The sequence below is a fragment of the Microbulbifer variabilis genome (genome assembly GCF_052467165.1).
The window spans coordinates 138,910-160,967 of record NZ_CP174301.1 but is presented as its reverse complement, the minus strand read 5'-3'; the positions used below and the strand labels follow the sequence as shown (position 1 = coordinate 160,967).

Genomic DNA, 22,058 nt, shown 5'->3' with positions numbered 1-22,058 from the left:
AACAATACCTTTCTCACACAAAACCAATACAAATGAGACTATTTTTATACTGATCTAAGCACTTACTATTATCCGAAGTTCCAGATAATAACGAATAAAGATGGAGTAACTGATGATACCGAGAACTGTTTACAACGAAGAACATGAGCAATTTCGCGATACAGTGCGTAAGTTCCTCGAAAATGAAGCCATCCCCTACCATGGCCAGTGGGAAAAAGATGGGCAAGTCGATCGTGCTTTATGGAATAAAGCTGGAGAGATGGGGTTCTTATGCCCGCAAATTCCAGAGGCTTATGGCGGCTTGGAACTGGACTACGGTTACAACTCCATTCTCGATGAAGAAGTTGCCCGCGCCGGATTGTCAGGTATTGGCTGGGGACTTCATTCGAATATAGCCGTGCCTTATATCATCAAATATGGTACAGAAGAGCAGAAGAAAAGATTGCTGCCCAAGTGCATTAGCGGTGAGATAGTTACCGCAATTGCCATGACTGAACCCGGCGCAGGCTCAGACTTGCAGGGAGTGAAAACCACAGCCATCAAACAGGACGATCACTACCTGCTCAATGGCTCTAAAACATTTATTACCAACGGCCAGCATGCTGACCTCGTCATAGTAGTTGCTAAAACTGATCCCAGTGAAGGGGCCTCTGGAGTTAGCTTACTATTAGTGGATGCAGACTCTCCAGGGTTCAAGAGGGGCACCAACCTGGAAAAAATTGGTATGAAAGCCCAGGATACCTCCGAGCTATTTTTTGATGATGTAAAGGTACCGGTAGAAAATTTGTTGGGAGCCGAGGGCCAGGGATTTATCTACCTAATGCAGGAATTACCTCAAGAGCGCCTCAGCGTGGCCATCTTTGCAATGGCCAATGCTGAAGCCGCCCTGCAGTGGACTCTCGACTATGTGCGAGAGCGCAAAGCTTTTGGAAAACCTATCTCGGCTTTCCAGAATACACAATTTAAATTAGCTGAACTCGACAGTGAACTCACTGCACTGCGTGTTTTTGTAGACCGCTGTTTGGAGCTACATTATGAGAAAAGGCTCGATGTCGCTACCGCCGCCAAAGCAAAATTACTCAGTACTGATTTTCAGTGTAAATTACTTGATGAATGTGTTCAGTTACATGGCGGTTTCGGCTATATGTGGGAGTACCCCATTGCCCGTGCCTGGGCGGATGCTCGTGTCCAGCGTATTTATGCAGGTACCAATGAGATCATGAAACTGATTATTTCACGCGAACTCCTTCGCGATACCTGATCACCAGTAGCCGATTAGCTGCCTGCTTATCGGCTAGTCCTCTCACAGTACAATGCACTATCGCTAATAACTTCTGATCTCGAACTACCACGAGACCAGATTATTCACATAATCATATAAAGATAAAACAGGCTTGCGATGCTATGAAAGATCAGAATGCCCCCCTGCAAGGCCTCAAGATACTTGATTTCTCCACCCTTTTACCGGGTCCCTATGCCACTATGTTATTGGCCGATATGGGGGCTGATGTTTTACGGGTCGAGTCCCCAACGCGTCCAGATATGTTGCGCAGCTTCCCACCCATGGTTGATACTAAGCATCCCCTTTCAGCGGCGCACGCTACAATCAATCGTAATAAAAAATCCCTGGCACTTGATCTAAAAAAACCGGAAGCAAGGGAGGTTATTCGCCGTTTACTTGGGAAATACGATATTGTCATTGAGCAATTTCGACCCGGTGTTATGGATAGGCTTGGATTTGGATATGAGTCCCTTCAAATCATCCGCCCAGATATCATTTATTGCTCAATCACCGGATACGGGCAAACAGGCCCACTGAAACAGCGCGCCGGTCACGATATCAATTACCTGGCTCGCTGCGGACTAGCCAGCTATTCAGGCAGGAGTAAAAGCGGCCCCAGCCTAAGTGGTATGCAAATTGCCGATATTGCTGGTGGTTCGCACCACGCGGTAATGGCGATTCTGGCCGCTGTATATAAGCGTCAGCAAACCAATAGCGGGACATATATTGATATCAGCATGACCGACTGCGCATTTGCCCTAAATGCCATTAGCGGAGCTAATGCCCTGACTGAAAGTTGTGATCCGAAGTTGGAAATGGAACTTCTTAATGGTGGTAGCTTCTATGATTATTATCAAACTGCGGATGATCGTCACCTGGCCGTGGGTAGCCTGGAACCGCAATTTGCTGAGGCATTTTTTGTAGGCATAGGTCATCCAGAGTGGGAAGACCGTATATTTGATGAAACTCAACAAAATCAACTTAAACAAGATATTGCCAACATCATTATCCAGCGTGAGCTTATAGAATGGATACGTGTTTTTGAAAAAAGCGACGCCTGTGTAGAACCCGTGCTCAGCTTCAATGAAGCCGCTGAAAGTTCTCTAATGCAAGAACGCAAAATGCTAAGTGTGGCATTAACAGCTAACGGAAATAGGGTCAAGCAAATAAATACCCCTTTTCATTTTGGCAATGAAAAAAGTCAACAACATATAGCAGGCGCAGATCTTGGTGAGCACAGCGAAGGTATATTATTGTCTTTGGGATTCACCCAGGACGAAGTAAAGCAAATCTGTGCTCAAAGCACTTCTTGCTAAAGACTCAGGAATAACTGGTCGTCTTTAGCAGTTCTCAATATGGACAAGCTATGACTCATAGAAATAAAGGGCTTACAGGCTAGCTAGTGCAAACTAGCTCTTAATCATCATTTTATGAAAGGAAGTACAAGTTATTAACTATTTTCAGTGTCGATTTGTTAATCAGCTCAACAATCACTGGATCTAAGAATCAGGCTCACAAAAAACAGATTCTTCCGATCACACCTAATACTGCGCTCTACCCTCTCAATTGTATTTATGGTACTGCTTGGGCATAATTTAACGTGATAAAAATAACCCTAGGATTCGAGATTTATGACAAATCCTTTCTGGCGATTTATCGCCGCCCGGAGGGCGATTTTTCGCAAGTCCTCCTACCTTCGCGTTACCGGTTGGCTTGAATCATTTAAGCGTGGCTACCCTTGTGATGTAGATGGCAATGCTCTTCCATGGATGAATTATCCTGTAATTCACTTTCTCAAAGAGCGCCTAAGTAAAGATATCAATGTATTTGAGTTTGGAAGTGGTTTTTCAACCCGATTTTATGCCGAGCGGGTATCTTCAATACAAAGTGTGGAAGACAATCCCAAGTGGTTTGAAACAATGGCTAAGCAATTACCAGATAATGCCAAAGTCATTTTGCAAGAGGCGGATGAAGATGGAGAGTATTGCCGGTCAATCAACAAATTTGAACAGAATTTCCAGCTTGTGGTAGTGGATGGACGTGACCGGGTAAACTGCTTTAAACAAAGTTTATCTCGCTTAACCGGTGACGGGGTCATATTGCTGGATGATTCATCCCGCAGTAAATATTCTCCAGCTATTGATCTTGGAAAATCTGCTGGATTTAAAGTTCTTCACTTTGAGGGGATTAAACCCACGACAACAGGTTTACACCGCACCAGTTTGTTTTATCGATCGGAAAATTGCCTGGGTCTATAATCAAGATCATTTAGCTCCGAAATAAAGTTAGTTACAACTTATCTACTCAGCCTAAAAAATAAGAAAACTATCAATGTCTCCCCATTTTAACTGGGGAGACAATGGATTTGAGAACTTCATCATTCTCAAACGGGACACCGGTTGAGTCAGAATACCTGGTCAGCATATTGAACCAACTTAACAGAAAGATTGCCCTGCAGGCCATGTCATAGGTTCCATAATGATCCACAAAGGCCTTCACTGAATCTTCAGACATTTTTGCGTTATTGGTTATTTCATCACAGGCCTTGCAAAGCACCTGGTGCCAGGTTTCCAGAGGGCCTAAATCATCAGAAAGCACTATATCAACAATTTCTTGAGGGAGTGCAGCGGTCTTTCGATGAAAATTTATTTCATACTGAGAATCATTATCCTTACAAATACGATAAAGAATAATTTCCCGATCATCATCCGGCAAATAATCATCACTAAATAACGCAGAAACTACCGAATATATTTCGGGTGCAATTCCAGTCCTAGCTAGCATTAATGCGATATTGACAGGTGGTAAACCCTGCAATAACTCTTGAGTTTTATTGTCGAAGTCCTGTACTGAAGCCAACGGTATTCTGCTCATAAGGCGCTCCTCAAATGACTACTTGGACAAATTAAAGAGTTTATTTTTATAATCCATCCCGAGCGACCATCGTATTGTAGGACCAACTGAAAATTAATCCCTTTTTCAGATAGTTACTCACAAATAAATTATAAAATGACTGCAGCGGTAAAAATATCTTTTGTATAACCGGCAACTCACTACCAGGCTAACTGTTTAAGCCCGAAGAATAAGCAACAATGTATTCCCCTCTGAAAAAAAGTTCTTGAATCATCTTCGATGATTCATTAGAGCATATGGTTAAAATAAGTATCCACGTCCTGAATCTCCATATCTTATACTTCGATTGGAGTCATTTACGCCGATGAATTAAACCCGCACTCTTTTGCGGTCCTTTTTAATCCTATGCAGGTGATTAATCCTATGCAGGTGGCGTAATTTCGACAAGAATATATCTTCCCTGAAAGTAGAAATACGCTGCCCAATTCGATCATCGGAGGGCATATGATAGCTATTTGTACTATTGAAAACCTTTCTCTAGCATTTGGAGATACATCTCTTTTCCAAAAAATGAATTTGGAATGACCTCCCGGTATGATCGGTCTAGTTGCGCCAATGGTTATGGTAAATCCACTTCTAAAAATACTCTGCGGGCAAACCTCAGCTGATAGCGATAGGGTATCCTGGAGAAGGCCCTACCACATGGTACAATAACCTAATGATCGTCCTGAATTAAAGATCGTCGATTGTCTCGAACAAGGAAAGCTGTACGATATTTTATAAGGTTAGAACGGGGGCATAAATCAGAAAATGATCTGATATCTTTAGCAGACTATTGGCACCTACCTCTTACTTGGCAGTACCAGCTAGAAGAGGCAAATATTATTACTCCACTAGATACTTCCTTAAAAAAATTGAGCGGTGGACAGAGAGCCAGATTACTCCTTTCCCATGCATTTTCACTTTCAAATAACTTCCTGCTTATAGATGAACCTAGCAATCACCTTGATGAGAATGGATGTAAATGGTTACGAGAAAAAATAATCAAGAATACAGGAGGAATATTAACAGCCTAAGATTTTATGGAGATGAATGCAGCACTTATATACAATAAAAAGAAGTGGAACAAACTGCTCTACTTCAAAAAACAGAGGGCAATCGAAAAGCGTTAGAACAATTAAATAAAGTTAGATAGCAAAATATTAATAAATATGTCATTAGGCAACAGCAGGGTAAAAACAAAAGGAAACCTAAGAGTATGAGTCTTATGGATGCACAGAAAGATCGTGCAGAAAAAGGCCCAGGGAAATTAAAGCGTAATCTGGAGCAACGCCAATTACTGTTAGAAGCAGAGAGATGGGATAAAAAACATCTACAATTGATTCACAAAGATTACGACTACCGAAACTAACTCTCATTAATTGGAATTCTATAAAGACGATACAATTACATATCGAAAATTTACAACTCCCTTATGGCTCTTATAAGAGGCCCATATCTTTGACTCTACGCAGAGGAGACCGTTGCAGGAGTTCCGGAATATATGGAAGCGGGAAATCTACATTATTAAAGGTCATCACTGGTCAGCTTAAAGCGCGAGGTGGTGTTTACAGAAATCATGATAGTTTTTGCTATTTAGATCAGGATTTCAGCATTCTCGACAAAGAATTATCCGCCTTAGACAATCTATCCAATTTCTATCCAGGTAAAAAGGAACCTGAATGGCGTACCATACTTGGAAGCCTGCGAATAAGAAGAAATATGCCTCTGCGCCCCCTGAAGTGCCTAAGTGGAGGGGAGCAACTCAAAGTGGCGTTAATTGCAGCTACACGAGGCATTACCACCACGCTACTACTGGATAAACCGGATAATCACTTGCATCTGGCGTTCCCGCCAGCTATTAACAGATGCCATTGCAGAGTTTCCTGGCACGATTTTATTGGTCTCACACGATTTAAATTTTATTGATGCTATAGGTATCGACAGTCAACTTATACTGGACTAAGAGAAACCCTATTAATTACCCAGCAAAAGAGAATACTAACTTTGAATACGCTTCGCTTGATCCTTGGGGACCAGCTGAATTATAAACACTCATGGTACAGAGAAAAGAATCAGAAAATCATATACTTCATGGCCGAAATGCGCCAGGAGACAGACTACGCCGCTCACCATATTCAGAAGGTAGTCGCTTTTTTTGAAGCTATGCAGAATTTCGCTGAATGGCTAAAATCACGCAACAAAGAAATTTTATACTATCAATTACAAGATAGAGAGAATCAGCAAGATCTTTCTAAAAATATAAAACAGATAATAAAAAAATATGATATCAATAAATTTGAGTATCAATTACCAGATGAATATCGCCTTGATAAACAACTAGAGATTCTATGTAAAGAAATACATATTGAATCTGAGACATATGATAGTGAACACTTTCTCACCAAAAGAACAGAGTTAGGTGATTTCTTTGATGGAAAAAAAACTCTTCTAATGGAGAATTTTTATCATCACATGCGCAGAAAGCATAATATTTTGATAAAAAACACAGGAGAACCTGAAGGGGGGAAATGGAATTATGATCAAAGTAATCGAAAGAAATGGAAAGGCGAGATTACAATTCCTAAACAATGCCAAATTAGAAAAGATGTAAAAAAAACACTGAGGAGAATAAATAAATCTGGAATTAAAACCATAGGAAGTATTGACCCAATAAACTTTCCATGGCCAAGTAATCGAATAGAAAGCCAAAAAATGCTTCGGCATTTTTGTAAATATTTATTACCCTATTTTGGCGATTATCAGGACGCGATGGACCCAAATGAAGTTTACTTGTTTCATAGCCGCTTGAGTTTTTCTCTCAACACCAAGATGTTAAGCCCTTCAGAAGTTATTGAAGCAGTAATTTCCCACTGGAGATCTAATAAAAAATCTATTCATATCAGCCAAGTAGAAGGGTTTGTTCGCCAAGTACTTGGGTGGCGGGAATATATGAGGGGAATCTATTGGAGAGAAATGCCTGATTATAGTAAGGAAAACAAACTAAATAACTCCAGTCCACTTCCTGCCTTCTACTGGGATGCGAACACGGATATGAACTGTCTTCATCAAACTATAAGCAACAGCCTTCAAAATGCTTATGCCCATCATATTCAACGTCTGATGATCACCGGTAACTTTGCGTTACTAACCCAAACAGATCCAAACCAGGTAGAAGCCTGGTATCTGGGAGTCTATATCGATGCTATTGAATGGGTGGAAATGCCGAATACTAGGGGGATGAGCCAGTATGCGGATGGAGGCCTATTAGCAACAAAGCCCTATGTAAGTAGCGGTTCTTATATTAATAAAATGAGCAATTACTGCAAAGATTGCCGATATAAGGTTAAGGAAAGAGTAGGAGATGATGCATGTCCGTTCAATAGCCTTTATTGGTACTTTCTACTTAAAAAAAAGAAATACCTTAATGGCAATCCAAGAATGGCAATGATGCTCAGCACATTGGATAAAATGACGAGTCAGGAGAAAAATGATATTCAGAAACAGGCAATGAGATTTATAAGAAAGCTCTATTCTTAAGCAGGCTGTCACTTTAATTTAATTAGTACATTTAGATCAGTTAGTTCCCTATAAAAAATCTAATCGCCATACCTTATATGTGTGAAATGTATCACGATATCAACAATGACTTATTACATGTAATTACATTCCCACCACCTGTAACTTGTACGAGGATACTATTCATCCGCACTCTAAACTAATTCCACTCTGGCACTATTTTTTTATCCCGCATAGATACACAGGGAATTTTTTTGCGTATGGGCGTCCAACCTGAATTTCAAATATTTTTGAATAGAGGCGTAAAATAACAAATACCTTTTTAGTATTTTTTTAGATAAATTTATGCAATCACTCTTTCTAAAATAGCTTTGAAAACACAATGACATTGATAAGGAATCATCGATGAGTACTCTTCCCGAATCTGCCAGCAGCATGGGACTACAACCATTTGGACAGTCGGGTACTGGCCGCTCAATTATGGCTAATGGTCAACTACATGGACTGTTAGAAGGGTACAAAGAGCTTAGCTCTATACCAAGCAGCGAGGGATATCATGCTCTAGCAATTACCAGCGCGGTTAATAGTCTTCGCGGTAGCGTGGCTCCAGTTAACTCTTTTCTTAAAGAGGGTAGTTCTACACGTCGCTGCGTTATAGGGGCAGGCTTTGAAATAGAATATGAGCTAAATAATTATTATGGTGGCCCACAAACTGATGTGGTAATTATAGATATTAGACTTACTGGAGATAAATCAGAAAGCAGAAACCGAGCTGCTTTGTGGAATGCAAATTTTTCATCTTCAGTTGATAGATGGATATCTAAAGATGCCCCTGAGTACATATTAGAAAAATCATCTAAAGTATCTGGATCAAAAGAATCTCCTTTTAAAATCGGAATCAACGGCTATAGCAGGGACTTGGATCACGCAATCAACATTTTGCCATCACATATAAGTCGTGGAGATACTAATAACCTAAATAAGTTGAAAGAAAATGGTTATCTTCTATTTTATGTACCACAAAAAGGTGCGCTTAAATCTGGATGGCGATGCGTAAGAAACTTAGGAAAAAGTATCACCAGGGAAGATCTAGAGGCTGCACGAATATTAGCCAACCATATGAAAGAAGCGCATGATAAAAATTATCATGTTGAGTGGACCAGCCATAGAGGGGGCTCTAAAGTTCTTACTGAGGCAATGAAGTTACTGGCTCAGAGACAAGTAGATCTTGCTGGAAAACAGAAAGTATTTCTTAGTGACCACACATCCAGCCAATATGCTGCGGATGTAGTTCGCCGTAAAATTGGCATGAATACAGATGATGCAACATGGAATAAATCTACACCGGGAATTGCCCAGTTAATAGGAGGCAAGAACCTTGGTACGGCAGATTTAGCCATATCTGCAAATACCCTTTTTAAACATACAGAGAAAGAGAATCGTCCAGGCCAGGCTGTTGATACTCTGCACCATGGGAGAAAACTATATAAAGCTGGTAAAAAAGCAGTGCTTACGGGTACCGGTGCATGGACGATAGTAACTACCCTATCGACCAAATTTGGAATATCCTTTACTATGGCACAAACTATAGTAGGCTTACTCGGCCTCAGTGCAGCACAAACAATTTTATCCAGTATACCGAGCCTTAATGAAGGCTATCATAAAAGTGCAGCCGAGCCTTCCAAACAATTGGCACAAAAGCTCTTTTCTAAAAAATAGGCATATAAAAAATGCTGTACAATAGAAGTAAATACCCTAAAGGGCCTGACTTTCAAAAGGCCAGGAAAATTCAAAAAGAACTGTCAGGCTGTAAAACCTTTTTTTTGGCACCTCCGCAATCTGACCCTTATTCCTCAATGGGAATCTGGGAGTCAGAACCTAATATCATTGACATCAATGACTTATCAAAATTCAAACCCCTAGAATGGAGGTTGAAATCTGGTGAGTTAAGGTATTTTTCTGAAGTACAAACTCTGTGTATTTATTCAAATAGATGGGGCTTCAATGGCTTACCCATTATTCAGGGACAGCGTGGAGATGTCAGTTTTTTTATAAATGTTAATTTAATAAAAGATTTACCCGTTAATGAAACTTTATTCCACAATAGAGTATTGGCCCAAGAAACATTCAGAATTTTTGATCTTACTTTTCTACAAAATTTACACAAAGGAAGAAAATCCACCCCTTTTGATCTGACTCCGTCTAGATGGCCATCTTTTTTAGGTCCTATCAACTTTCAATGGGTTAACCAGGGGGGCAGCGATTGGCTTTATTTCGAGAGCCAACCCCTAAAAGATGACTTGGAATTGATTAACTGGAGTACTCCCATTACAGAAAAGCACTTGCTTAGCTGTCAATTCTATATTAACAGATCTTCCACGAACGCTGGAAATGCTTATCGTATAAATCAAAGTGTACAAAGAGAAAATTACTTGAGACTGACACAAGAAATCATGAACACTTTTGAAATAGAGCTAACATCCAACCATAAACAGAAATACAAACGCACTCAGTCTCTTTTGGATGCTAATGAGAAACCCATCTTAACTTGCACCAGCAAACAAATTGATAATGCAAAGCATGTCCTTCAGAGTTGGAGTGACCTAGAGTTTATAGACAGTAAAAAAAATAGTGAAGATGATCACAAAGCGTCAATCGAAGAGGTTACAAAATTTCTTGAGGATCGCATTCAACCAAAATTAATGCCAAATAGCTATCCAGCCGAAGAGGAAATACAGATATCCTCTCGAATACCCCCGAAAGAAATCCAAAAAATTTTAATTGGTGAAGAATAAAAGAATATAGATAAATATACCCAAAACAAGCTGATTGAATTACGACTACAGCTTTATAGTTTTTATATTTTATTTATACCACATAGTCAACACTGGGATAATCTATGACAATTACCATTAGCTATTCGCCACAATAGTAAACTTAAGATCACCGAGTGTCACCAAGAAATCCAACGGGACCAAGTTTCCTCAAGACAAGGGGAATTGAAAAAGATCTCTCCGGCTGCCGGCTAGCCTTTATGGCCCCTCCAAGCCAAGATCCTTATTCTTCTATGGAGAAGAGGGGAAGCTGAACCTGATTCGCAGAATATTTTTGACATTTCCAATTTTCGCTCAATTGAGAAGCCTATAAAGAATGGGAAACGAGAACTTTTCTCAGGAATTAATTTTTTGAGGTTATATTCAAATCGTTGGGGTTTTAATGGTTTACCACTGTCACTTTTAAAGTGTGGGTATTTTAATTTTATTATTGATGTTCATACAATGGATGACTTACCTATCAGTAATAGTCTTTTTAACACTAAGATCTTGGTTGAAGAGACATACCGGTATTTCGACTTAGCTCAGCTGCAAGAATTACACTAAGGTATTAAAGAAAATCCATTTGATCTTACACAATATAAGTGGCCGTCTTACTTAACGCCATTAAATAGCCAGTGCATTCATCAAGGTGGAATAGATTAGTTTTATTTTGAAAGTCAGCCCCTTATTAGTGGATAAGATATATTAAGTTGGTTTACTGCTATAGATGCACGAATCAAACCCAGACCACTACCTTATAGTTATTCGCTAGACAACCTAATGAAGATCACTTCAAGGCTCCCTCTAAAGAAATACAAGTTGGCTATGAACTTGAGAAGTAGGAGAATGTATAAAGATTGGCAATCTGCCAGAAAGAGAATTTTTTAACCAGCCCGACAGTTAATCTTATCGAGCTGGTTTAGCTCTATACTTTGAGAGCAAGCTGAACTCTATTTAAACATCAGCTCCGGATTCACCATAGTCTTCATCTCCAAAACATTTCCGTTTGGATCTTCGATAAAGAAGGTTTCCTGCTCATATTCATTACCGACAAAACGGCGATAGGGCTTATCCAGATATTCGAGGCCGGCGGCCTCGATACGACCTTTTAAGGCTTGGAATTCATCATCTGGTAGATGAATGCCAAAGTGAGGCACTGCAACTTCGCCCATATCCACTTTGTGGCGCACGTTCGGCAATTTTTCTTCGCTTTGGTGAAGGGTTAGTTCATTACCCCAAAAGTCGATATCTACCCAGCGCCCTTCTTCACTATTGCCAGTTTTACACCCCAGAACATCACAGTAAAACTTCTTTGCCGTCTCCAGATCTCCTGCAGGAATTGCAAGATGCAGACAATTGGATTTCATATAGCCTCCCACTACTGATCGCCCCTTACTACCTAACAAGTTGACACCATATAGTCATAAGCCAATGTCAAAATGATTAGATTACTTGAGCAACCGATATACACACTCGGAGCCAATTGACCCCATTTTTTTATTTGACCAGGCGAAGTACAACGATAGCTACTTTCACCTGGGAGGATAATCAGAGCTTTCAACCACTCTTTACGTCTGCAAATACGCATCTATTTATAAGGAGTGGTAAGCGCAGAGACCACCTATGATCAAAAAATCACCGGCAACTAAATCTAGGTCACAGCCAATAAACAAGCTTTGAAAAATCCTCCTAAATGAGGGGTGCACTGTAACACAAGTGTTTCGAGGAATAACCGATAAAGTCTTCACTAAAGAATTCTAAGTCAATCTCCCCACCAATATTTATATTTCAAAAGGGCAGCCCCTAATTGATGGGAACTTCTATAGAATCTCGGCCAAAAATCCCTCCTCCTTCCTTTATGTAAAGAAACTATTCATAAATGCACCAACTTGGTGCTTTTACTCTATGAACCTTTACAAATGAAACCAGCTGGTCAAGACCTGAATCAATCACCGCGAACCTAACTACCCTGGTAATCAGACCAACTCCTCACTAGACCTTTTTTCCACTCCTCGTATGTGAGAGCAGTAAAAGATAACTTTATTTTTCTATTACGGATTTCGTTGGTACAGATTTGCTTTCCCTCTGTTTTAAAGCCGCAAATGCTGCAAAAAAAATACTGGAAAACAGTCGGTAAATTCTGGTACATTCCGCGACTATTTTTTAACCAACTCCGCCGACCGGAATGTCGGCCGCCAGTGCGGTTTCCGCCTGTCGCCGTAACAGAGGTAATAGAATGAAACCAACCAAGCCCCTGCTACTAATGGCTACCGGCCTGTTGTCTGTAGCTGCCCAAGCTGAAATGACCTGGAGCGACAACAGTCTGAGCCTGCTGTATGGCCGCAACTATGAAGTGAACTACAGCCTTTCGACGGATGATTCCGAGCGTTCCGTAGTAACTTTTGAGCACGCCAGCGGCCATAGTTGGGGCGATCTATTTATCTTTGCCGACTACCTGGACTCAGAAGAAGGTTCCAATGAACTTTACGCTGAAATTTCACCCCGCCTAAGCCTGGGGAAGCTCAGTGGCCGTGAGCTGGCCTGGGGACCTGTGACCGACGTACTAGTAGCTTCCACCGTTGAACTGGGCAATATGGATGACCCGGACGGCCTCACTGCTACCGGCCCGCATTTCACCAATACCCTTGTAGGCCTTGGTTTCGATGTGGCAGTTCCAGGATTCTCCTTTGTGCAAGTGAATGCATATCGCCGCGACAACGACGACAAAGCCAGCAACGAACAGCTGACCCTCGTTTGGGCCATGCCGTTTAGCCTGGGTGATGCCAGCTTCGTGTATGACGGCTTTATTGATTGGACCAGTGCTTCTGAGGATGCACACCCCAGCATGAACTTTACTTCTCAGCTGAAGTGGGATGTAGGTGCCAATTGGGGCGAGCCTAAAGCCCTATATGCCGGTATCGAATATGTACATTGGAATGACAAGTTTGGAATCAAAGATGGTTCCTTCGGGGTTGATTCCAATGAGCGTAACGTAAACCTGTTAGTAAAGTACCACTTCTGATATGAAACCCACTGATATCCAAACATCGGCGACCACAGGGTCTGGCATCTCCCAGGCCCCTCTGCTGGAAAAGCTGTTTAAGCTGTCCGAGCGCCAAACGAATGTTCGTCGGGAAGTGATTGCCGGCGTTACCACATTCCTAACCATGGCTTACATCATTTTTGTAAACCCCAATATCCTGGCGGCTGCCGGCATGGATAAAGGCGCCGTATTTATGGCGACCTGCCTGGCCGCAGCGATTGGTTGCCTGATTATGGGACTTTACGCTAACTATCCAATTGCCCTGGCACCTGGAATGGGACTAAACGCCTTCTTCGCCTACGTAGTAGTCGGCGAGATGGGTTACAGCTGGCAGGTGGCCCTGGGTGCAGTGTTTATATCAGGGGTGGTATTCCTGCTACTCAGTATCTTTAAGTTGCGGGAATGGATTATTGACAGTATTCCTCTTTCCCTACGGCAGTCACTTGCCGCCGGCATTGGCCTGTTCCTGGCCATTATCGCTTTGAAAAGCGCAGGTATTGTTGTTGCGAGCCCGGCTACTCTGGTAACACTCGGGGATCTCAAATCTATTGAAGCCATGCTCGCAGCTCTGGGCTTCTTTATTATCGTGGCCCTCTCTTACCGCCGTATGCTCGGCTCCGTGATGATCGGTATTCTCGCCGTAACAATTATTGCGCTGGCAATCGGCAAGGTTGAGTTCACTGGCCTGGTATCCGCGCCGCCGAGCCTGGCACCCACCTACCTCGAACTGGATATTGCCGGTGCCTTCGAAGTTGGCATGATCAGCGTAATTTTCGCTTTCCTGTTTGTAGACTTGTTTGATACCGCAGGCACCCTTCTGAGTGTTTCTGACCGGGCCAAGCTGTTGGACAAAAACGGTAAGCTTCCGGGTATGGGCAAAGCCCTGATGGCCGACAGCTCCGCCTCTGTGGTCGGCTCTGTTTTAGGCTCCTCAACCACCACTTGTTATGTAGAGAGTACCGCTGGTATCACTGCTGGTGGACGCACCGGTCTAACCGCTGTGGTTTGTGCCGTACTGTTTTTGCTGGCAACCTTCTTCTCACCACTGATCGGCATGATTCCCGCTTATGCAACCGCCGGGGCTCTGCTGTACGTTGGTGTCCTGATGACTTCCGGCCTGTCTTCTATCGATTGGGATGACATCACTGAAGCCGCCCCAGCAGTGATTGCTGCGGTTATGATGCCGCTGTCTTTCTCTATCGCCCACGGTATTGCATTGGGCTTTATCGCCTACGCAGTCATTAAAACACTGAGTGGGCGCAGTAAAGACGTCAGTATCAGTGTCTACGTGTTAGCGGCACTCTTTGTTGCCAAGTTCGCCTTTTTCTGAGGGGTACATAGATGAAAAAGCACTTTATCAGCGCACAGCAACTCTTAACGGATTCCTACGCGCTTGCGGAACAGATCTATCAAAGCGGCTTTCGCCCCAATTATATTGTCGGTGTATGGCGTGGTGGCGCTCCGGTTGGTATCGCAGTACAGGAATTGCTGCACGTGATGGGTGTGGATGCAGACCATATCGCAATCCGGACTTCGTCCTACCTCGGCATCGGCGAGCGTGACAAGAAGGTTCGCGTTCATGGCTTAAACTATCTGATCAAGCGCCTTGAGTCACACGACTCCCTATTAATCGTGGACGATGTGCACGATTCTGGCCTGAGTATTGAGCAAACTATCGAAGATCTGCGTGCGGCCTGTAAAAAGAATACACCGGAAATTCGAATTGCCACACCTTACTACAAGCCTAAAAACAATAAGGCTAAACGTGTGCCAGACTACTTTATCCACAAAACTGAAGAGTGGCTGGTTTTCCCACATGAAATTGACGGCCTCTCCAGGGAAGAAATCCTGGAGAACAAACCAGAACTGGCGCCCTATGTAGACCGGATTGCCACCGCCGTTTAACCACGGCCAAGACCGGGGGCCGAGCCCCCGGATCTTTTACTTCCCTGCAACACCTGCCCCCCTAACCTCCCAGTAGTGCCTCCCAGCGGCAATCAAGCCCTACCCCACCACGCCCATACTCCAAACCTTTCTTAATAGCGTCCGCTTATGAAACTAAAGTTAGTTTCAGGCAATTTATTAAATAGAAAATTTGGTCCAGAATTAATTTAATAGAGCAGAAGTCGGAAAATAAAAATGAACGACAAACTCGCAGGGCTAACCCAGACACAACTCGATTCCCATTGGATGCCCTACACAGGCAACCGTCAATTTAAACGGGATCCCCGAATAATCATTGCTGCTGAGGGCTGTTACTTCACCAGTGCCGATGGTCGTCCAATCTTTGATGGGCTCTCGGGGCTTTGGACTTGTGGCGCTGGACACAATCGTCCAGAGATTACCGAGGCAATTAATCGCCAACTAAAAACTCTCGACTATGCCCCTGCATTTCAGTTTGGCCACCCTTTATCTTTTCAACTAGCTGAGCGAATCACCCAATTTATGCCTGTGGGCCTGAACCGTATTTTTTTTACTAATTCGGGCTCAGAATCCGCAGAAACTTCATTGAAAATTGCTCGCGCCTATTGGCGCAAAAGGGGCTTAGCGGCAAAAACCAAGCTTATCGGTCGGATAAAAGGCTATCACGGGGTTAATTTCGGTGGAATCAGCGTGGGTGGTATAGGTGCCAATCGGGCAATGTTTGGCCCCACACTCGATTCCGACCATTTGTCACATACCCTTTTGCCAGATAACCGCTTTTGCCGTGGACAGCCACAACAGGGATCACATTTAGCTGATGAGTTACTCGATTTAATTGCCCTGCACGATGCCAGCAATATAGCAGCGGTAATTGTTGAGCCTATGGCCGGCTCGGCCGGTGTACTTCCACCCCCTGAGGGCTATTTGCAACGCCTGCGCGATATCTGCAACGAACACCAGATATTGTTGATTTTTGATGAGGTTATCACCGCCTTTGGCAGAATGGGGACAGCCACTGGAGCCGAGTTTTTCGGGGTTGTGCCGGATATTCTGAATACCGCTAAACAGCTTACCAATGGCGCTTTTCCTATGGGTGCCGTCGCAGTACAGCAGGGTATATACGATACATTTATGGAAAAAGCGGGGCCAGACTATCAACTTGAATTACCCCATGGTTACACTTACTCAGGCCACCCTGTAGCCTGTGCCTCTGCGCTGGCAACTTTGAATATCCTCAAGCAGGAGGACCTGTTCAAACGGTCCGCCGAACTTGCTTATGAGCTTGAGAAGTATATTCACCAGCTCAAAGGACTCCCCCTGATCCATGATATCCGCAATTGCGGACTGGCCGCGGGCCTAACCATTCAACCTGCTCCTGGTGAGCCTCTACTGCACCCCTTTCGAATTGCGATGAAAATGTGGAGTAAGGGCTTCTATATCCGCTATGGAGGAGACACGATTCAACTGGGAATGCCTTTCATTTCCAGTAGCGAGGAAATCGATGGTTTAGTCAATGCCCTAGCAGAATCCATCCTCGAAGTAGCCAATGGCAAATAGCCCTTTCTCAACATTGACCTTATTCCTCATCAGCCTACCGCACAAGTCCGACACCTCAGCGCACAACCCTGGCTGCTGGAACTGTAATAACTACCCCCCTTGTACAATGACATTTGGCGCTCCCAAAAAAAATTTGGCCCTAGCTATATCACACATGCTGGAATGAGCGGAACACCTACTATTCGTAAAACAAAAGCAACAAAAAGTAAGACGTGAGAATACAATGATCAAAACCAGTAAGCTGATGCCGCCCAAGCTCACTGCTGCTCTGCTATGCACAGCTATACTGGCCGCCTGCGGCCAGGAATCCAGCACTTTACAAGCACAGAAGGAAACTACTTATGTGCCGGTACACAGGGCCAATATATCGGGCCTCTCTGAAGAATATGCCAAATTACGTAAACAACAGGTGGTCGAGGTTGATTACCGCTTGAGTGTCAACCTGGATGGTACTGGTGAAAGTTATTTTGGTACCGTACACGCTGATATCCAGTTCAAAAAAGCTTTACAGCAGCCTCTCACTATTGATTTTGCCGGTGGTAAAGTCGAATCGGTAAAAGTTGATGGCAAAGAAACTCCGTTCGAATATAACGGCCACTTCATTACCGTTCCCATATTGCACCTGCCAAATCGACAGCACGCAATTACAGTGAACTATCAACACCCCTATTCCAATAATGGCTCCGGACTACACCGCTTCGAAGATCCAAAAGATGGCAAAGTCTATATGTATACTGACTTTGAGCCCTATGATGCCAACCGGCTTTTCCCACACTTCGATCAACCAAATCTAAAAGCTCGTTACACTCTGGATGTTACTGCTCCAAAAGACTGGGTAGTTATCAGCGCGGAGAGGGAAAGTCGAGTAGAGGAGCAAGGAGAGCTGAAGCATTGGTTTTTCCCTCAGTCGCAAAAATTTTCCTCCTATATTTTTTCTCTTCATGCAGGCCCATACCATATCTGGGAAGATGATGCTGCCGGCATACCACTACGCCTGATGGCCCGCCAAAGCCTGGCAGAGTATGTTAAAACCGAAGATTGGTTTACTTTTACCAAGCAATCCTTTGAGTTCTTCCAGCCATATTTTGAAATAGATTACCCTTTCAAAAAATACGACCAGATCCTTGTTCCTGACTTTAACGCCGGTGCCATGGAAAACGTAGGTTCAGTTACTTTTAATGACGCCTATGTTTCACGCGGGGAAAAAACCCAGGCACAGCGTATGGGCCTGGCAAATGTCATTGCCCATGAGCTGGCTCACCAATGGTTTGGCAACCTGGTAACCATGAACTGGTGGGATGATCTATGGCTCAATGAGAGTTTCGCCACTTATATGGCTAACCTGGCCCTGGCGGAGAACAGTGAGTTTACCAATGCCTGGGAGAATTTTTATCTGGGTACCAAACAGTGGGCCTACCACTCGGATCAACGCCCCACCACCCACGCTATCCAGCTGCCCGTCAAGAATACTGATGAAGCCTTTGCCAACTTCGATGGTATTACCTACGGTAAAGGTGGCTCGGTGTTGAAGCAGCTACCCTACTATCTGGGAAAAGAGGAGTTCCGTAAAGGGGTCAGCAATTACCTGAAAGAGCTCTCCTACCAAAACTCAACACTTGACGACTTCATGGGGCATCTGGGAAAAGCCTCCGGGGTTAATTTAGATATCTGGCAACAGCAATGGCTTTACCAAGCTGGTCTCAATACCATCGAAGCCAGCTTTCAATGTGAAAATAACCAGATTAGTCATTTGACCCTCACTCAGACTGCACCGCAAGAGTATCCCACCTTACGAGAACAGCGTACGCAACTTGGCCTCTATCGTATGGATGGCGAAAATATGAAGCGCTTCGCCACCTTGCCAGTACTATATAGTGGTGCCAAAACTAATGTGGAAGATGCCAAAGGGCTGCCCTGCCCGCAAATTCTCTACCCCAATGAGGGGGACTGGGCTTTTGTGAAAGTAAATCTGGATTCGGTAACGCTGAAGAATATGGCTCAGCATATTAATGCTATCCAGCAGCCTTTTGCTCGTCTTATGATGTGGCAAAGTCTGTTTGATAGCACTTATGATACAAAACTTCCTTTAGATGAATATATCAGCTTTATTATCAGCAATGGCGCAGTGGAACAGGATATTAACGCCATCCGGCTCAATGCCCGCTATTTAAGTTTTGTCTACAGCTACCTTAACCAAATTCCGGTCGGAAAAGAGCGCCGCAACGAACTACAACAGGCGATCGAAGACTTTGTCTGGACACAACTTCAAAAAGCGGCCAGCAGTAGTGACCAGCAGAAAGTTTGGTTTGATACTTTTACCAATGTAGCCCACTCTAATGCAGCACTGGATAATGCCAAACAGTTGTTAATGGGGGAGCTCTCCGTTAAAGGTTTAAAACTAGATCCAGATATGCGCTGGGAACTAATAAGCTTGCAGAACCGTTATCTTTTTGCCGACTATGAAAAAGCCATTGCCCGAGAGTTGAAACAAGACAACTCTGACCGATCAAAGCTCAATGCTATAGCGGCTGAAGCCGTTAGGCCCTCACCGGCAGTTAAACAGAAATGGTTAGATAACTTGATCCTAAATAGAGATAAGTTCAAGTTGAGCGAACTTCGTACAGCCACTTCATCTCTGTTTACCTCAGAACAGATTGAGCTTTTCAACACTAATAGCGAGCGAATATTTTCAGCTTTAGATCAGATCAATAATGAAGATTCCTCAGAGTTAATTAGTATCTATGCATATATGCTCCCCCTTATGTGCTCGAAAGAAGGCGCCCAAAAACTTAGCGATACTCTGAAGGAAAAACAACAGCTCAAACCTACGCTGGTCAAGGCATTAAAAAATCATCGCTATACCAGCGAGCGTTGCATCAAAATGGGGCAGGCTTTAGTAAAACGGTAGCAAGGTTGACCCTAATCACACAACTTGCCAGCTAAAATTATTTTAAGGGCTCTCAGAGCCCTTTTTTATTCAATTGGATTATCGAACTGATATAAAATTAGTCCTCAGCTTATATCTAGCGGTACACTCCCTGAAAAAGGTAAAGGATTTCAGGTATGAAAATTTTTGTAGAAAAAGATAATCTTGTTGATGGAGCTATTGCTAAGCTCTTGAACTCTCACCTACAGGAAATGTATAGGCACTCCCCAGCTGAAAGTGTTCATGCATTGGACCCAAAAGCCTTGCAGGATTCAACCATTACCTTCTGGAGTGCACGTATTAATGGAACTCTGGCCGGATGTGGAGCCCTCAAGGAAATCGCACAATTCCAAGGGGAGTTAAAATCGATGAAAACTAGTCAGTCCTTCCTGCGTATTGGCGTTGCCAAGGCAGTACTGGAAGAAATACTTAAAGAAGCCAGGCTTCGGAACTATAAAGAAGTTAAGCTGGAAACCGGAAGCGGCGCAGCATTTGCACCCGCAGTGGCACTTTACCAGCGGTATGGTTTTGAGCCTTGTGCACCGTTTGCCAACTATAAAAGAGACCCACACAGCTTGTTTTTCTGTAAAAAATTATAAATACCATTATCTATTAATAATAATTATGCCTATTTCCAGAAGAGATTTTTTGAAATTCACAGGATTTTCACCTCTGGTGTTTGCTGGGATCAGTGTTAACAACTCGTTAGCAATTGAGAAATCAATTCCTTTTTTAAGTCAAATGCCCGGGCTGAAAACGCCTATACAAGAAATTTATCCCGCCGTCTTTAATAATGAAATCTATGTTGCCGGTGGCTTTATTCCGTCAACCACTCCCGCTTTTTTCGGCCTTTCTCCGTCAGAGGAGAACTACATTTTTTCCCCTAAACTGCAAAAATGGCGAACTGGACCATCACTTCCCGCTCCGAGGCACCACCTCGGAATGGCCAGCAACTCAAAATACCTATACGCTATTGGTGGATTCACTGGAAAAAAAGGGAACGCCTGGCAGCCCCAAAAGACTGTTTGGAGGCTATCCGAGGCAAAAGAGCAGTGGAGCTCTGCACCATCACTTCCAGTACCAATAGCGGAAAGTGTGCATGTCTCACTCTTGGAGAAAATCCATGTTATTGGTGGAAAGTCCCCCAATTCTGAATCCAAAAACCGAGACAGCAAAAAGCACTATCTATTAGTTGATAATAAACACTGGGAAACAGCGGCACCCCCAAGTATCAATAGGAACTCAGCAGCAGGTGCAGGTCTCAATAACAGAATTTATGTTGTGGGTGGTCGGCAGGTTGGCGACAGCACAAAAAAAGCTAAAAATCTTTCGTATTTTGAAGTTTATGACTCCAATCTTGACAAATGGGAAAAGATAAGGCCACTGCCACAAGCACTTGCTGGTCTTACTGCAACGCCACTTAACGGAAAAATCGTCGTTACCGGAGGGGAGGCATTTGGCCCTAATGGCAACTGGAAGACAGGTACGGTATCCAGTGCTATTTGGATCTATGATCCACTCAGCGATCAGTGGGGTAAAGAAGCGAAACTCAATGAAACACGTCATGGTCATGGCGCCGCTACTATAGGTAACAACCTCTATATTATTGGCGGCGCCGCCAAAGTAGGCCCACAGGATACACTTGGTTCCATGGTAAAATTGAGCTGGAGAGAATAACTGATTTTATCACTAGATCCCGAAGGAAGAACTATGTTAAGTAGAAGAGATTACCCTTTCCTACCAAAACCAAAAGGCCCAATGACTCATGCAGTCATTCATGAAAAGAGTCTTTATATCTCCGGCCTTACGGCCATGGGTACTGACGCTCAGGCTGAAGACTTAACTGAGCAAATACGAGAAATTCTCTCTCAATTAAAAAAAGTTCTGGATTATGAAGGGCTTACTAAGTCAGACCTAATTAAGCTTACAATTTTTATAAAAGAGATAGACAAATTAGGTATAATCCGAGAGGAGTTATTTTCTTTTTATGACAGTCACTATCCCGCCTGCTCATTGGTAGAGGTTTCCAATCTGGTGCATGCAGACCTTAAAATAGAAATTGAAGCGGTAGCGGCAATAGCATAAACCGTTCTGCGGGGA

19 protein-coding genes are annotated in these 22,058 nt (G+C 43.3%); 17 read left to right on the top strand and 2 right to left on the bottom strand.

All coding sequences use genetic code 11. The features are described from left to right. Positions 1 to 112 precede the first annotated feature (112 nt). The 3 genes from ACJJIP_RS00730 (at position 113) to ACJJIP_RS00720 (ending at position 3,540) form a co-directional block, all read left to right on the top strand. Positions 113 to 1,261 carry an acyl-CoA dehydrogenase family protein gene (locus ACJJIP_RS00730; RefSeq protein ID WP_020414241.1) on the top strand — a complete coding sequence of 383 codons (1,149 nt, stop codon included), beginning with the start codon at positions 113 to 115 and terminating at the stop codon, positions 1,259 to 1,261. Positions 1,262 to 1,404: 143 nt separating this feature from the next. Continuing rightward, positions 1,405 to 2,598: a CaiB/BaiF CoA transferase family protein gene (locus tag ACJJIP_RS00725; RefSeq protein WP_282952242.1), complete on the top strand. Its 1,194-nt coding sequence runs from the start codon at positions 1,405 to 1,407 to the stop codon at positions 2,596 to 2,598. A gap of 315 nt (positions 2,599 to 2,913) precedes the next feature. Further along, on the top strand, positions 2,914 to 3,540 hold the full coding sequence (locus tag ACJJIP_RS00720; RefSeq protein WP_020414239.1) for a hypothetical protein: 627 nt from the start codon (positions 2,914 to 2,916) through the stop codon (positions 3,538 to 3,540). 70 nt (positions 3,541 to 3,610) lie between these two features. Here the strand turns inward: ACJJIP_RS00720 and ACJJIP_RS00715 are convergent, their stop codons facing one another. After that, positions 3,611 to 4,156 carry a carboxymuconolactone decarboxylase family protein gene (locus ACJJIP_RS00715; protein WP_020414238.1) on the bottom strand — a complete coding sequence of 182 codons (546 nt, stop codon included), beginning with the start codon at positions 4,154 to 4,156 and terminating at the stop codon, positions 3,611 to 3,613. A 725-nt stretch (positions 4,157 to 4,881) separates the two neighbouring features. On the opposite strand from ACJJIP_RS00715, the gene ACJJIP_RS00710 reads away from it, so the two are divergent. From ACJJIP_RS00710 to ACJJIP_RS00685, 6 genes are all read left to right on the top strand, one after another. Then, positions 4,882 to 5,211: an ATP-binding cassette domain-containing protein gene (locus ACJJIP_RS00710; RefSeq protein WP_444946024.1), complete on the top strand. Its 330-nt coding sequence runs from the start codon at positions 4,882 to 4,884 to the stop codon at positions 5,209 to 5,211. A 182-nt stretch (positions 5,212 to 5,393) separates the two neighbouring features. After that, the gene (locus tag ACJJIP_RS00705; protein WP_444946023.1) at positions 5,394 to 5,546 is read left to right on the top strand and encodes a hypothetical protein; all 153 of its coding nucleotides are present in this window, start codon (positions 5,394 to 5,396) and stop codon (positions 5,544 to 5,546) included. Between the two features lie 89 nt (positions 5,547 to 5,635). Next, positions 5,636 to 6,103, top strand: a complete 468-nt coding sequence (locus ACJJIP_RS00700; RefSeq protein ID WP_444946022.1) for an ATP-binding cassette domain-containing protein — start codon at positions 5,636 to 5,638, stop codon at positions 6,101 to 6,103. 78 nt (positions 6,104 to 6,181) lie between these two features. Continuing rightward, complete coding sequence (locus tag ACJJIP_RS00695) at positions 6,182 to 7,714, top strand: cryptochrome/photolyase family protein (RefSeq protein ID WP_444946021.1); 1,533 nt, start codon at positions 6,182 to 6,184, stop codon at positions 7,712 to 7,714. Positions 7,715 to 8,098: 384 nt separating this feature from the next. Then, the gene (locus ACJJIP_RS00690) at positions 8,099 to 9,412 is read left to right on the top strand and encodes a hypothetical protein (RefSeq protein ID WP_020414236.1); all 1,314 of its coding nucleotides are present in this window, start codon (positions 8,099 to 8,101) and stop codon (positions 9,410 to 9,412) included. A gap of 11 nt (positions 9,413 to 9,423) precedes the next feature. After that, entirely contained in the window at positions 9,424 to 10,488 is a 1,065-nt protein-coding gene (locus ACJJIP_RS00685) for a hypothetical protein (protein WP_444946020.1), read from the top strand. Positions 10,489 to 11,459: 971 nt separating this feature from the next. Here ACJJIP_RS00685 and ACJJIP_RS00680 read toward each other — a convergent pair. Continuing rightward, positions 11,460 to 11,876 carry a VOC family protein gene (locus ACJJIP_RS00680; protein ID WP_020414234.1) on the bottom strand — a complete coding sequence of 139 codons (417 nt, stop codon included), beginning with the start codon at positions 11,874 to 11,876 and terminating at the stop codon, positions 11,460 to 11,462. A gap of 869 nt (positions 11,877 to 12,745) precedes the next feature. On the opposite strand from ACJJIP_RS00680, the gene ACJJIP_RS00675 reads away from it, so the two are divergent. From ACJJIP_RS00675 to ACJJIP_RS00640, 8 genes are all read left to right on the top strand, one after another. Next, positions 12,746 to 13,531, top strand: coding sequence for an outer membrane protein OmpK (locus ACJJIP_RS00675; RefSeq protein ID WP_020414233.1), 786 nt, complete (start codon positions 12,746 to 12,748; stop codon positions 13,529 to 13,531). 1 nt (position 13,532) lies between these two features. After that, the gene (locus ACJJIP_RS00670; RefSeq protein ID WP_020414232.1) at positions 13,533 to 14,882 is read left to right on the top strand and encodes an NCS2 family permease; all 1,350 of its coding nucleotides are present in this window, start codon (positions 13,533 to 13,535) and stop codon (positions 14,880 to 14,882) included. A gap of 11 nt (positions 14,883 to 14,893) precedes the next feature. Continuing rightward, positions 14,894 to 15,457: a phosphoribosyltransferase gene (locus ACJJIP_RS00665; protein WP_020414231.1), complete on the top strand. Its 564-nt coding sequence runs from the start codon at positions 14,894 to 14,896 to the stop codon at positions 15,455 to 15,457. Positions 15,458 to 15,691: 234 nt separating this feature from the next. Further along, positions 15,692 to 17,032 (top strand): omega-aminotransferase AptA, encoded by a 1,341-nt coding sequence (gene aptA, locus ACJJIP_RS00660; RefSeq protein WP_020414230.1) that lies wholly within the window; start codon positions 15,692 to 15,694, stop codon positions 17,030 to 17,032. A gap of 223 nt (positions 17,033 to 17,255) precedes the next feature. Continuing rightward, positions 17,256 to 19,940, top strand: a complete 2,685-nt coding sequence (gene pepN, locus ACJJIP_RS00655) for an aminopeptidase N (protein WP_020414229.1) — start codon at positions 17,256 to 17,258, stop codon at positions 19,938 to 19,940. Between the two features lie 155 nt (positions 19,941 to 20,095). Beyond that, the gene (locus ACJJIP_RS00650) at positions 20,096 to 20,557 is read left to right on the top strand and encodes a GNAT family N-acetyltransferase (RefSeq protein WP_444946019.1); all 462 of its coding nucleotides are present in this window, start codon (positions 20,096 to 20,098) and stop codon (positions 20,555 to 20,557) included. Between the two features lie 49 nt (positions 20,558 to 20,606). Continuing rightward, positions 20,607 to 21,635 (top strand): Kelch repeat-containing protein, encoded by a 1,029-nt coding sequence (locus ACJJIP_RS00645; RefSeq protein ID WP_444946018.1) that lies wholly within the window; start codon positions 20,607 to 20,609, stop codon positions 21,633 to 21,635. Between the two features lie 33 nt (positions 21,636 to 21,668). Beyond that, positions 21,669 to 22,043, top strand: a complete 375-nt coding sequence (locus tag ACJJIP_RS00640; protein WP_020414226.1) for a RidA family protein — start codon at positions 21,669 to 21,671, stop codon at positions 22,041 to 22,043. Positions 22,044 to 22,058: the final 15 nt, after the last annotated feature.

Excerpts from the sequence above, each read along its gene's own strand:
- ACJJIP_RS00730 (WP_020414241.1), top strand. The coding sequence starts at position 113 with ATGATACCGAGAACTGTTTACAACGAAGAACATGAGCAATTTCGCGAT.
- ACJJIP_RS00725 (WP_282952242.1), top strand. The coding sequence starts at position 1,405 with ATGAAAGATCAGAATGCCCCCCTGCAAGGCCTCAAGATACTTGATTTC.
- ACJJIP_RS00720 (WP_020414239.1), top strand. The coding sequence starts at position 2,914 with ATGACAAATCCTTTCTGGCGATTTATCGCCGCCCGGAGGGCGATTTTT.
- ACJJIP_RS00715 (WP_020414238.1), bottom strand. The coding sequence starts at position 4,156 with ATGAGCAGAATACCGTTGGCTTCAGTACAGGACTTCGACAATAAAACT.
- ACJJIP_RS00705 (WP_444946023.1), top strand. The coding sequence starts at position 5,394 with ATGAGTCTTATGGATGCACAGAAAGATCGTGCAGAAAAAGGCCCAGGG.
- ACJJIP_RS00690 (WP_020414236.1), top strand. The coding sequence starts at position 8,099 with ATGAGTACTCTTCCCGAATCTGCCAGCAGCATGGGACTACAACCATTT.
- ACJJIP_RS00685 (WP_444946020.1), top strand. The coding sequence starts at position 9,424 with ATGCTGTACAATAGAAGTAAATACCCTAAAGGGCCTGACTTTCAAAAG.
- ACJJIP_RS00680 (WP_020414234.1), bottom strand. The coding sequence starts at position 11,876 with ATGAAATCCAATTGTCTGCATCTTGCAATTCCTGCAGGAGATCTGGAG.
- ACJJIP_RS00675 (WP_020414233.1), top strand. The coding sequence starts at position 12,746 with ATGAAACCAACCAAGCCCCTGCTACTAATGGCTACCGGCCTGTTGTCT.
- ACJJIP_RS00670 (WP_020414232.1), top strand. The coding sequence starts at position 13,533 with ATGAAACCCACTGATATCCAAACATCGGCGACCACAGGGTCTGGCATC.
- ACJJIP_RS00665 (WP_020414231.1), top strand. The coding sequence starts at position 14,894 with ATGAAAAAGCACTTTATCAGCGCACAGCAACTCTTAACGGATTCCTAC.
- aptA (WP_020414230.1), top strand. The coding sequence starts at position 15,692 with ATGAACGACAAACTCGCAGGGCTAACCCAGACACAACTCGATTCCCAT.
- pepN (WP_020414229.1), top strand. The coding sequence starts at position 17,256 with ATGATCAAAACCAGTAAGCTGATGCCGCCCAAGCTCACTGCTGCTCTG.
- ACJJIP_RS00650 (WP_444946019.1), top strand. The coding sequence starts at position 20,096 with ATGAAAATTTTTGTAGAAAAAGATAATCTTGTTGATGGAGCTATTGCT.
- ACJJIP_RS00640 (WP_020414226.1), top strand. The coding sequence starts at position 21,669 with ATGTTAAGTAGAAGAGATTACCCTTTCCTACCAAAACCAAAAGGCCCA.